Annotated in this window: 9 protein-coding genes; 6 read left to right on the top strand and 3 right to left on the bottom strand. The window is 46.7% G+C overall.

Going from position 1 to position 11,732, the window contains the following annotated elements:
• Positions 1–122 precede the first annotated feature (122 nt).
• The 6 genes from OCV50_RS22775 (at position 123) to OCV50_RS22750 (ending at position 5,593) form a co-directional block, all read left to right on the top strand.
• The gene (locus tag OCV50_RS22775; protein ID WP_390905184.1) at positions 123–1,019 is read left to right on the top strand and encodes a Fe(3+) dicitrate ABC transporter substrate-binding protein; all 897 of its coding nucleotides are present in this window, start codon (positions 123–125) and stop codon (positions 1,017–1,019) included.
• Positions 1,016–2,050, top strand: a complete 1,035-nt coding sequence (locus OCV50_RS22770; protein ID WP_261905280.1) for a FecCD family ABC transporter permease — start codon at positions 1,016–1,018, stop codon at positions 2,048–2,050. Before OCV50_RS22775 ends, OCV50_RS22770 begins: the two co-directional genes overlap by 4 nt.
• The gene (locus OCV50_RS22765) at positions 2,050–3,021 is read left to right on the top strand and encodes a FecCD family ABC transporter permease (protein WP_261905279.1); all 972 of its coding nucleotides are present in this window, start codon (positions 2,050–2,052) and stop codon (positions 3,019–3,021) included. The genes OCV50_RS22770 and OCV50_RS22765 overlap by 1 nt, the downstream gene beginning before the upstream one ends.
• A gap of 2 nt (positions 3,022–3,023) precedes the next feature.
• The gene (fecE, locus tag OCV50_RS22760) at positions 3,024–3,788 is read left to right on the top strand and encodes a Fe(3+) dicitrate ABC transporter ATP-binding protein FecE (protein WP_261905278.1); all 765 of its coding nucleotides are present in this window, start codon (positions 3,024–3,026) and stop codon (positions 3,786–3,788) included.
• Between the two features lie 170 nt (positions 3,789–3,958).
• Positions 3,959–4,501 carry a hydrolase gene (locus tag OCV50_RS22755; RefSeq protein WP_261905277.1) on the top strand — a complete coding sequence of 181 codons (543 nt, stop codon included), beginning with the start codon at positions 3,959–3,961 and terminating at the stop codon, positions 4,499–4,501.
• A gap of 111 nt (positions 4,502–4,612) precedes the next feature.
• The gene (locus OCV50_RS22750) at positions 4,613–5,593 is read left to right on the top strand and encodes a zinc-dependent alcohol dehydrogenase family protein (RefSeq protein WP_390905178.1); all 981 of its coding nucleotides are present in this window, start codon (positions 4,613–4,615) and stop codon (positions 5,591–5,593) included.
• A gap of 100 nt (positions 5,594–5,693) precedes the next feature.
• Here the strand turns inward: OCV50_RS22750 and OCV50_RS22745 are convergent, their stop codons facing one another.
• From OCV50_RS22745 to OCV50_RS22735, 3 genes are all read right to left on the bottom strand, one after another.
• Positions 5,694–8,786, bottom strand: coding sequence for a beta-galactosidase (locus tag OCV50_RS22745; protein WP_261905276.1), 3,093 nt, complete (start codon positions 8,784–8,786; stop codon positions 5,694–5,696).
• Positions 8,787–8,889: 103 nt separating this feature from the next.
• Entirely contained in the window at positions 8,890–9,765 is an 876-nt protein-coding gene (locus tag OCV50_RS22740) for a MalM family protein (RefSeq protein ID WP_261905275.1), read from the bottom strand.
• Positions 9,766–9,834: 69 nt separating this feature from the next.
• Positions 9,835–11,076: a carbohydrate porin gene (locus OCV50_RS22735; RefSeq protein WP_261905274.1), complete on the bottom strand. Its 1,242-nt coding sequence runs from the start codon at positions 11,074–11,076 to the stop codon at positions 9,835–9,837.
• Between the last annotated feature and the right edge of the window lie 656 nt (positions 11,077–11,732).

Below are 11,732 nucleotides of genomic sequence, written 5' to 3'. Positions count from 1 at the left end.
TATTGAAAATCATAACGAATAAAAGTCGCCAATACTCTTGGCGACTTTCACGGTTTAGCGTTAGAGGATAATTTAATATGGGAAACGACTTTCAACGAGTTTCGACGAACACACTTCGCGTAATGAAGAGATTATGGATGAGCGTCACTGTATTGGCGATGTGCTTAATCTCATTCTCTAGTTTGGCGAAAACAAGAGTCATCCAAGATGAGCAAGGCCAGTTCGAGATTAGCACCGCGCCGCAACGCATCGTTGTTCTAGAGTTCTCATTTGTAGATGCGTTAGCCGCGGTAGGCGTTTCTCCCGTAGGTGTCGCCGATGATAATGACTCAACACGTGTGATTCCAGCGGTGCGAGAATTGGTTGAACCTTGGCAGTCGGTTGGTATGCGATCTCAACCTAGCCTCGAAGCCATTGCTGTTCTTAAGCCCGATTTGATCATTGCAGATGCAGAGCGTCACCGTACTGTTTATCAAGACTTACAACGAATTGCGCCGACTTTATTATTAAAAAGCCGAGGTGAAACATATCAAGAAAACCTAGAATCAGCGCTCAAGATTGGTGTCGCTCTTGATAAGCAATCAGCCATGGAGCAACGAATTCAAAAGCATCAACAAACTATGCTCGATTTCAAAAGCCACTTCTCTTTAAAGCAAACCGTCCAGTTTGCTGTCGTATCAGATAAAGGAATGTGGCTTCATAGCCCAGCATCATATGCCGGAGGAGTACTGACAACATTAGGGATAGCGAGCCCGATTGAGGAGTTGAATGAAAAGGCGTACTTACCAACCAGTTTTGAGTTATTGTTAAAAACCAATCCGGACTGGCTATTATTAGGCGCTTATTCTCATCCTAATGTGGTCAACGACTGGCAGAAAAATCCGTTATTTAACCTATTGACCTCAGCAAAAAATAAGCAAGTTGTTGAAGTTTCACCGGCACTTTGGTCATTGAATCGAGGCATGTTAGCGGCTGAGCAGATGGCGAAAAATCTAGAGCAGATTTTGGAACGTTCATGAGACCGATGTTGATCTCACGAGGCAAGCGAAGCTTGCCATTATTGCCGTGGCGAGTCGCTGCATTTACGTCGTTAGTATTGTGTTTGATGCTATCTGGTTATGCGGCGTCTATGCTGGGATGGTCCAACTTTTCTCTGAATTTTAATGACTTAGTTGACTATTGGCTTGTGTTTGACTCGAGCAATATGACTCATCAAATTTTGGCGACGCTAAGAGCGCCAAGGGCCTATGCAGGGTTATTGATTGGCGCGAGCCTAGCGGTTGCGGGTTTACTGATGCAGGGCTTAACCAGAAACCCACTCGCATCTCCCTCGATTCTTGGTATTAATGCTGGAGCTGCCTGTTTTATGGCTTTAGCTGCGATAAGCGTGCCTGTTGTTAGTGAACTGAATCCAATTCTTAATGCTGTTATCGGAGCCTCGTTAAGCGGTGGTGCTGTGATGCTCCTCGGCGGCTTTTTTTCTGCACGCTCTCACCCATTGCGCTTGGTATTAGCGGGCATCGCCATTACGGCATTATTGATTGGGTTGACTCGAGCTGCATTGATTCTTGCAGACGATATGGCTTATAGCGTGCTGCATTGGCTTACAGGATCATTATCTACCGTGGATGATGAGCAATGGCAAATGCTGTGGCCACCTTTAGTGATGGGGCTAGGGTTGGCTATGAGCCTAGCTCGCAATCTCAATTTGCTGGCGCTTGGTGAAGAGGTCGCTATAGGGCTAGGCAGTAATATTCGTCTTACGCGATTCATTTGTGGCGTGACAATTGTTTTGCTGGCGGGTGCAAGTGTTGCTATCGCAGGACCAATTGGCTTTGTCGGATTGTTAGTGCCTCATTTAGTTCGCCCTATGATTGGGCATAATTATCATGTGTTGATTCCCGTTTCCGCGATGGCAGGGGCAGCGTTGGTTTCTTGGTCAGATGCGTTATCAAGAGCGATTGCTTTCCCAACAGAAACGCCCGTTGGTGTCATTACCGCTTTACTAGGGACACCATGTTTTATTCTCATTGCGACAAGGAAGTCTTAATGCATCATAATGCGAAGGTATGGTTATTACTTGGGCTACTCATGTTGATGGCCTTTTCTGGCCTGTTTGTTGGGGCAGCATCACTCTCGATTTCTCAAGTGATGGAACATTTGATGGCTTTTTCTAGTGATGATTTTGTAATCCAACAGTATCGGTTGCCACGCATGCTGCTCGCCATCGGCGTTGGTGCAGGGTTAGGGCTTTCAGGCGTGTTAGTACAAGGGGTGATACGGAACCCTTTGGCGTCTCCAGACCTAATGGGGATTAGTGCTGGAGCAGGCCTCGCTGCAACTGCGAGTTTGGTTTGGTTTCCAAATGCACCAGTGAGTTTACTCCCTATATTTGCGATGTTTGGTGGCGTTTTTGCGGCTGGGTTGATTGCCTTGTTGGCATGGTGGTCTAAACCAACACCGGCCAAACTGGCTTTGATCGGTATCGCCGTGAGTGCGTTTCTTGCCAGTTGCATTGACTTCTTGCTCGTCACCAACCCTATCGAGATCAATACTGCCATGGTGTGGCTAACAGGTAGTCTTTGGGGCAGGAACTGGCAGCAAGTGCCATTTATTTGGGGTGCGTTGGTTCTACTAGTGCCAATAGCACTATGGCTTGCTTGGCGATTAGACGTGTTGGGGCTTGGTCAGGAGAGTGCGACTACACTGGGTATCAAGCCAAAACAGATTCAGGTTCTCGCTCTGTTGGCCGCTGTGTTAATCGCGAGTGTCAGCGTGTCAGTAGCCGGTACAATCAGTTTCGTTGGGCTATTGGCGCCGCACTTAGCGCGTTTGCTTTTCGGGCATAATCACAAGTTACTAATCCCTGCATCTGCTTTGCTGGGGGCCACTTTAGTGACCTGTGCTGATGTGCTTGCTCGAGGTTTGAACCCTCCTATCGAACTGCCTGCTGGCGTGCTTACATCAGTGATTGGCGCACCTTATTTCATTTTCCTTCTTTATCGTTATCGAGGTTGGTAACCATGCTAAAAACGCAGAACCTATCCGTCGCGTACGGCAAACAAACGATTATCCCAAACCTCACGGTTTCAATCCCTAAAGGGAAAATTACCGCGTTAATTGGTCCTAATGGATGTGGTAAATCCACTTTGTTAAAAACCTTAGTAAGAATCAATAAACCCATGTCAGGGGAGGTGCTGTTTGAAGGTAAACCATTATCAAGCTATGGCGATAAAGCACTTGCGCGTTCTTTGTCGCTTCTGCCACAAATCCTAGTTAGTCCTGAAGGTATTACCGTCAGAAAACTGGTCGAATATGGTCGTTCACCTTATGTATCCCATTGGGGAAAGTTAGGAATAGACGACCAAGCCATTGTGGAACAAGCGATGCTTGATACAGGCGTTCTTGAATATGCTGATAAGCCGGTTGAATCGTTATCTGGTGGTCAAAGACAGAGGGCCTGGATCGCGATGGTAATAGCACAAGATACAGACATCGTAATGCTTGATGAGCCAACCACGTATTTAGACATGTCGCATCAGGTAGAACTAATGAATTTGATGCAACAAATGAATGCCAAAGGTAAAACTGTGGTTGTGGTGCTGCACGACCTTAATCAAGCGTGCCGTTATTGTGATCATTTAGTAGTGTTGGAGAAGGGCTGTGTTGTGGCTGAAGGTTCGCCTGACGAGGTGATGACAGAGGCATTGCTTGATGGTGTTTTTGACCTGAACGCAAAAGTATTCCGCGATCCGATTTCAAATACACCGATGTGTGTAGCGATTTAGGTATTTGTTCTGAGTCGCTGAATCTTGAGTGCGCTGTTTTGATCAAAATTCAATTCGCGTGAGCACGTAGCAACTTTATACGTTTTCTGAACCGCTTGTTCTGAACTTCTGATACATTCTAATGACTTAGTTAACAGAGTCAGATGAACTAATGCTCATAGGAAGTGAAAATGCTATCGAAAAACACCACAGGGTTGATTGTCGTTGACGTGCAAGGAAAGCTTGCGAGTTTGATGCATGAAAGCGACGCTAATATTGAGAATACGACAAAGCTGGTGAAAGGTGCTAAAGCACTTAATTTGCCTATTGTATGGCTAGAGCAAAATCCAGATCGTTTGGGGCCAACCGTTGAGCCGGTTCGTCAAGTATTGGCAAAGGATCATCTAGCCATCGCTAAATACACCTTTGATGGCTGTAAAGAAGCGACGTTTAAACTGGCGGTGGAAAACACCAAAGTCGATACATGGCTAATCTGTGGAATTGAAGCACATATCTGTGTCTATCAAACCGCGTTATCGCTGCGTAAGATGGGCTATCGAGTCGAGTTGGTGACGGATTGTACGTCTTCAAGAACAGCAGCCAATAAAGCTCTCGCAATGGCGAAACTCACCGCAAATGGCGTTGGACTTACGGGTGTTGAAATGTGTCTGTACGAAATGATTGAAGACTGTCGAGCGCCCGAGTTTAAAGAAGTTTTAGCACTGATTAAATAGTGTTAGGTTGCTCAACTCGTACTCAAAATGAGTAATAGTGGGGTTTACTTCCTTTAGTGAGAAAAGCTACCCTCCTCGATCAACCTGTATTTATTCATCTAAATGATATCTATGTCACTGCTCAATTGTCGTATCAATCAACACCAATTTGGTGATCCTAAAGAATCTTTAAAATATGAATCTGTTTCATTAGAGGTATTAGGGCAGGGCAAAGTTCGAGTCGAAGTTGAAGCGACCAATATTAACCCAAGTGACTTACTGTCAATTTATGGGGTAGGGCAATATAAGAAAAATCATGTGCCTCCTAGAGTACCGGGCTTTGAAGCGGTTGGTAGAGTCAGACAATCTCACAGTTCTGAGTTCCTAGAGGGTGATCGTGTTGTGGTCGCAACCAGTGGTACTTGGCAGCGATATATTGATGTGGAGCCAAACAATCTTTTTCACGTTCCAGAACATCTAGAGGCGGGATTTGCCAGCCAGCTTTACATTAACTCCCTAACGGCATGGGTGTTGACGCAAGAGGTTGCTGCATTAACCAATGATGATTGTCTAATCATCAATGCAGGAAACTCAGCAATCGGTAAGATTTTCGCTCAGTTGTCTCAATCGTTGGGTTTTACATTGATCGTTGTGACGTCTAGTCCAGATCGGTACCGGCACAAGACCCCTTATGTTATTCACACTAACGAAGACTTTGTTGAGCAGATTCGAAGGCTGGGTGCTCCGTTACCTAACGTTGCGTTTGATGCAATCGGAGGTACAGCAGGAGAAAAGTTACTTAATACATTGAAAGATGCTGGCCGATTCATAAATTATGGCACGCTCTCATTAGAGCTGTATCAGCCGTCTTTTTTTCAAAGTGCAAAAAGAGCGAATGTAGAATTCAGAACGTTTTTTCTTCGATACTGGGAAGACGGTGTTGGTAGTCAAGTAAGGCGAAACGCGTTTGAGAGCATGTTAAAGCACTTTCTTTCCAATGACATTGCGTTAGATGTCGATCGCAGTATGTGCTTTAGTGATTATTTACAAGCTATAGAGCTTATTGAGTCCAATAAGCCACTAGAAGGCAAGATCATTTTAATTCCTTCCTAGCCTCTTCAATACTTGTTGCACAGGGTTACTTAGATAAAAAATCCCCAAGCCTGAACTTGGGGATTGAGCTACATTGGCGTGTGTTTATGTCATCACTCGATTACTGAGCGGGTTTAAATGTCACCTTGTAAGCGTATTGATTGTCCGTTAACTGGAATTCCTTGTGCACACTTGGGCTCCAAGAGTCATCACCGCCTACGCCCATGTGTTTATGGTCGAGGCGCACGTAAATCTTCTCTTCTGCGACCAAATCATTGGTGTGCTTCGCTGCTGCTAAGTGTTGCTGAGCGTACTGACTCACACTGAACTGGAAGTCACCCGAGATTTCTAGCTTATTCACCTTCAACCATTGCGTACCACAGCGCAGACCGCTGTCGGTTGGGAAAATGTATGGCGTGTGCATTTGTTCAAGTGTTTGTGTGTGCTGGCCGAAGCGCGCTGCTGCCAAACGGTCAGGGTAGTTTTCAAATGGACCTAAGCCTTGCCATGTGATCGGCGCGTTTTGCTCATTCGATGGCAGTTCAAATTCCAAACCGATACGTGGCATTGGTGGTAAATCATCAGCCAATTTCACGTCGACAGCCAATGCCATCTCACCGTTATTGCTCAGGGTGTGTGTCCAAGTCGTGATCGCCTGTACTTCACCATTAAAGTGGTAAGCGAACGTCGAAGTCACTTTCACTGCGTGCGCTAGGGTTTCACTGTGGCAAGCGACGCATTGGCGTTCCCACTGGTCGATACCTGCCATGTCCCAACGACACATCCAAGCGTTTGGATCGACGTTGTCGATTTCGCTCACGCCGATGTCGTTATCTAGTGGCGCACGGAAGAAATTATCTTGTGGTGCCGCAAGCATTTGTGCTTCGCCATCGACACGCCAGTCGGTCATCAAGCCAGTTTCGCTATCCCAACGCCATTGATGTTTTTCATCCAAGCTAGACACCAAAACGGTGTTGTTTTGCTGCGCTAGCATTGGGGCTGGTTGCGTTTCCAATGTTGGCAGAGCAAGGCCAGCTGTATTGCGCAGCACCATTTGCTCAGAAGCGACGACGTGTTCTGCGTCTGCCCAAGGCGTTGCAGCAATCAGAGCAATGTCGGTATTTAAGTGGTATTGCGCTTCCGCTTTTGGCGTGAAATTAAGGGCAATCTCAATACTTGTTTGGCTGTCGGCTTCTACGTTAAGCGCCAATGAACCCGTTTGGATGACTTTGCCATCTTCCAACAGAGACCAGTTCAATTGCTCATTATCGGTCGCGCGGAACAAGTTCTCGTTAGTTACCAATAGTGTGCAAGCTTCTTTGGTTTGCTCTTGCAGTGACACAGTGATCATGCGTTGGCAGTATTTTGCTTCTTCCAACGTTGGATGAACCGTGCGATCTGGGAAGATCAAACCGTTGATGCAGAACTGACGGTCATTGATTTCATCACCAAAGTCGCCGCCGTAAGCCCAGAAGTGTTGGCCGTTTTCATCCCATTGGCTCAAACCTTGATCGACCCAATCCCAAATAAAGCCGCCTTGTAGGCGAGGGTAATCGCGGAACGCATCCCAGTAATCATTAAAGCTACCCAGACTGTTGCCCATTGCGTGTGCGTATTCACACAAGATCAAAGGACGAGTTTCGTTAGGTAACGACACCCATTTCTTGATTGCCCATTTAGGCACGGCTTCGTCTTCAATGACTGTGTTCACGCGCGCGTACATTGGCGCAATGATGTCGGTTGCTGTGGTGTTTGAACCGCCGCCTTCGTACTGCACTGGACGAGAAGGGTCATAGTTTTTAGACCAAGCGTACATGGCATTGTGGTTGCTGCCATGACCAGACTCATTACCTAAAGACCAGATGATGATCGAAGGGTGGTTCTTATCGCGCATCACCATTTGGGTGTAGCGGCTCATGTAAGCGTGCGCCCATTGTGGATCGCTCGATAGGCGGTTCATTGGCTGCATGCCATGCGTTTCGATGTTCGCCTCATCACACACGTATAAGCCGTATTGGTCACACAGTTCGTACCAACGAGGGTGGTTCGGGTAGTGCGCCGTACGTACCGCGTTGAAGTTGTATTGTTTCATCAAGCAGATATCACGGATCATGTCTTCTTCCGTCATCACATGACCAAGCTCTGGGTGATGTTCGTGACGGTTCACGCCGCGGATCAACAAAGGCTTACCGTTTAGCTTCAATTGGCCATCGGTGATTTCGACTTTACGGAAGCCCACAGGGTACGCTTCGCTTTCTAAGTGCGTGCCATTTTCATCGAATAGTGAAACGACTAAGCGGTAAAGGTTCGGTGTTTCCGCCGTCCATTTCTTTGGCTCGCGTACGTGCAACGTTTGGAATACCACGTCATCCCACGTGCCACGCTCGTCAATGCGACGGTTGTGTGGGCGGTCGATGCGTGGTTCTGTCACGGCTTGTTCGCCATCAAACAACTGCACTTGAACTTGGTAGGTGTCCGGCGCAGAAATCGAAGTCACAATCGACAGTGAACCATCGCGGTAACACGCGTCTAAATCCGGTGTGATGAACACATCTTCAATGCAGTGTTGTGGTTTAGACAGCAAAGTCACGTCGCGGAAGATTCCACTTAGCCACCACATATCTTGGTCTTCTAGGTAACTGCCATCACTCCAACGAATCACCATGACAGCTAGGCTGTTGTCACCCGCAACAAGGTAAGGCGTTAGGTCGAATTCAGAAGGCAGGCGGCTGTCTTGACTGTAGCCAACCCAAGTACCGTTACACCAAAGGTGGAAAGCCGAGTTTACGCCATCAAAGATAATGCGCTGCGTATTGATTAAGTCCTCCTCAGAAAGTGACACGGTAGTGCGGTAGCAGCCCGTTGGGTTATCACTGGGTACAAATGGCGGGTTTACTTCGAATGGGTATTTCACATTGGCGTAGATAGGCTTGTCGTAACCTTGCATTTGCCAGTTTGAAGGGACAGTGATCTCACCCCAGTCTTTATCATTGAATTGAGGCTCGATGAACTTGCCGTCAACTTGCTCTGGTGCGTCAAACAGTTTGAATTTCCATTGTCCGTTCAGCGATTGGCGCTGGGCATTCACATTGTCACGAGCATCTTCTTCATCACGAAAGCTTGCAAGTGGGCTGTGTGCCTTGAGGTTGTTGATATTGACCGATTGTGGATTCTCCCAATCACGTCTTTGAATAATATCTGAGAATGCTGTCATGATGTTCCTACTTAAATTTCTTTGTTACTAATCTGTTTTTGCAATCATTTCGCAGCGCAATAAAGTGAATGGCGTTGCGAACGAGTCGGAGAGCGATGAATCGTTATTTCGCTAGCTGCTCTACGAGATAATCTTTGGCTTGGGTATAGCCTTGTTTTGATGCTTGGTTGGCTAGCGCAGCGGCTTGCTGTACGTTATCGTTTTCGAGTGCTTTATCGATTTGAGATTGAAATACTTCCCACTCATCCAGCGCTTCTGGAGAGGAGGCTGGTGTAATGTGTGAATTCGGTTTTTGCTTAGTGTGTGTACCTAGCTCAGTCAATAACGTGAGAACTGCGTTGTTGTCTGATGCGCTGGTGGTCACCTCGACGACCCCAAAGGCTTGGTAATCCGCCACTAAAGGAAGTTGTTTATTGCCAATGATGTTCTGAGACTCTGCATACACCTGTTCTGGGTGCTGTCGTGCGAGTTTTTGTCCAAACATTGAAGAGTCGGAAGCGAGAACTATGTATTGAGCACCGTTTAGCTGTGGGTTGATGGTGATTACTTTCTCGATGCGTTCTAAACCGCGCATGCCAGTTGGGTGGTAATCGAAATTCTGTGCTGAATATCGAGAAATAAGCTGCCAGTTTTTGTCATAAACTAAGACGTTAGCTGCAAATAGTGCGTTGTTGTCGACATAAGAGCGTACAAGAAGTGAAAGTGGGTTCTCTGACGTTATTTCATAGCCGACAACAGGAAGCGCTTGGTGTGACGCAGAGCTTGATGAAAGTAGGACCGCGTCACTTAAAATAGGCAGTTCAGCATCTACAATAACTTGCTGGTGGAATGGCGTAGACAGCGTCGTTAGCGGGAGAGTCTCTAAGGTTGAACAGCATGGTTGCTTGCTCAAATCTGTATTGAAAGTCTGCTCAGGTAATCCACTGCATGCGCTCAAAGACAATGCCATAAAAAGAGTAGCTAGCGGTTTTAGTTTCATCTGCTTGTGTCCTATGAGGGGTGAACGCTTTGCTCACCCCGTTGGGTCAAAAATAGTTACCGGGTAGGATTACCACCATGTTTCGACGTTAAAGCCGAAAGTGATCTCATCGATGTTTTGCTTGGCGATGCTTTGTGCTTGGCCGTAGACATCGCCCCCGCGTCCCCACTCATCGGTTTTCTCTGAGTAAGTCGCGAATAAACGAAGTGATGGGCGAGCCCAAACGCCTTTGCCAGCCTGGAACATTTGCGACACTGTCACTTTGTACATGTCATTGGTACCTGCACCGTTTTGAGCTTCTACGGACTCATAACCCACCTCTAGCGCGGTAGCCATGTAATCTGTCCAGCTGTATTGAGGGCGAGCACCTACGCTGAACCACTTCTCACCTTCGTCGTTGTCGAGGTTTTTATCTTGGTAGGCGATGGAGTACATCACTTGGAAGTCTTCACTTACGTTTAGGTCACCAGAGTTGAAAATGCGCCAGCTGTAACCGTCGTGTTCAACACCCGTGCTGTACTTACGGTTTGAGCCGCCTTCTGCACTCATCAAGCCGCCCGCCAACGCATCCGTACCGTACTGGAAAGCGAATGTGTTTGAGCCGTAATCCCAAGCTTGGCGGTAGAGCGTCGATAACATTGCGCCAGAAGTGGTGATGTCACTCTCGTCATAGCTAGAGTTTTGGGTGAAAACATAGTTCAGACCAAGGGTAAGATCTGCGCTGTCACTGAGTGTGATGTCGCTAAGGCGTGCATCAAGGTTGTGCAAGCTGCGACCGTCGACGCTGGAGTTTGGTGCCATCCAAGCGATGTGACCCTTAGCAAACCCGAAGTCCCAATCTTCTACACCGATACCAGTGCTTGAAGTATCCCAGTATTTAATGTCGATCATGTGGACTTCATGACGGCGGTAGAAGCGTTCACCTGCCCATACCTTGGCATCGGCTTGTCCGTCAATCAGGCCGTGTCCTGCAGACCACATCTGGATCAAGCTAACGTCGCCCCAGCTCTCGCCACTGCCTAGGTAAAGCGTGGTATCAAAGTACGCATCCCCTTGTTGCCAAACGTCGGCTTTGAGGCCCGCTTCCCACCAGTTCAGCTCGTTACCTAAACGGTAGTTGCCGTAGCCTTGGCTCGCTCGAATTACATCGTTGCGTTTGCCTTTTCCTGAGTTATGTTCGTCGTTATCGGTGTAAATGTTGCCCCACTTGGCGTAACCGAAGTAATTGATGTTTTCCACTGCGGCCATACCAGCAAGCGGTGCAAGGGCGAGGGTTAGCCCTAGCGCTCTTACAAGCGTCTTTTGTTTCATGAAGTGTCTCCATTGTATTTTTATATATGGATTATTTTTTTATTGAGTCCTAACTCGCTGCGCAGTGTAAATAAACTCTGGAAACGTTTTCATGATGAGGTTGGCATTTTTTGTCGGTTGCTGGGTTTTTGGATGTTTAATGTGACATTAATCCAGTTTTATCTTGGCTTTTTGATGTTTTTTAGGGGTTTATTGTGATGGTTTTGTGAGATCGTTTTCTTGGTGTTTTGTCGGAATTGATTAGAAGTAGTAAACGTTTTGAGGCTTAAGGTTATGAAATTAAGAGACTTTATGGGAGGAAGATAGCCCAATTGAAATCAATTGGGCATGTGAGACAAAGAAGATAAATGTAGTCACGTCACTCAAGGTTGAACGCCTTGAACTGAGTACACCGTCAATCTGGGGTATTAAGTTAGGACCCAATAGAGACACTTCATCGCGTTCTCGAAGGCTTCAGAATACGAGGGCTATTCGATGACTTCAAGAGTGGCACGTGTTAAATGGGTGTTTAGTCGCCTAAATGATGATGTTGTGTTTTTAAGATGTTGATAAATAATATTTTTACATGGTGGGGAAATTGTCGTTGGTATTGAAGATATTGGTACCTTTGAAGAAATAAGCAGGTAACCTTTCCTATAAATTGTTACGTAATATAA

Origin of the sequence: Vibrio fortis (assembly GCF_024347475.1) — a bacterium.
Classification (GTDB): Bacteria; Pseudomonadota; Gammaproteobacteria; order Enterobacterales; family Vibrionaceae; genus Vibrio; species Vibrio fortis.
This window is presented reverse-complemented; position numbering and strand designations above follow the sequence as displayed.

Excerpts from the sequence above, each read along its gene's own strand:
- OCV50_RS22775 (WP_390905184.1), top strand. The coding sequence starts at position 123 with ATGAAGAGATTATGGATGAGCGTCACTGTATTGGCGATGTGCTTAATC.
- OCV50_RS22770 (WP_261905280.1), top strand. The coding sequence starts at position 1,016 with ATGAGACCGATGTTGATCTCACGAGGCAAGCGAAGCTTGCCATTATTG.
- OCV50_RS22765 (WP_261905279.1), top strand. The coding sequence starts at position 2,050 with ATGCATCATAATGCGAAGGTATGGTTATTACTTGGGCTACTCATGTTG.
- fecE (WP_261905278.1), top strand. The coding sequence starts at position 3,024 with ATGCTAAAAACGCAGAACCTATCCGTCGCGTACGGCAAACAAACGATT.
- OCV50_RS22755 (WP_261905277.1), top strand. The coding sequence starts at position 3,959 with ATGCTATCGAAAAACACCACAGGGTTGATTGTCGTTGACGTGCAAGGA.
- OCV50_RS22750 (WP_390905178.1), top strand. The coding sequence starts at position 4,613 with ATGTCACTGCTCAATTGTCGTATCAATCAACACCAATTTGGTGATCCT.
- OCV50_RS22745 (WP_261905276.1), bottom strand. The coding sequence starts at position 8,786 with ATGACAGCATTCTCAGATATTATTCAAAGACGTGATTGGGAGAATCCA.
- OCV50_RS22740 (WP_261905275.1), bottom strand. The coding sequence starts at position 9,765 with ATGAAACTAAAACCGCTAGCTACTCTTTTTATGGCATTGTCTTTGAGC.
- OCV50_RS22735 (WP_261905274.1), bottom strand. The coding sequence starts at position 11,076 with ATGAAACAAAAGACGCTTGTAAGAGCGCTAGGGCTAACCCTCGCCCTT.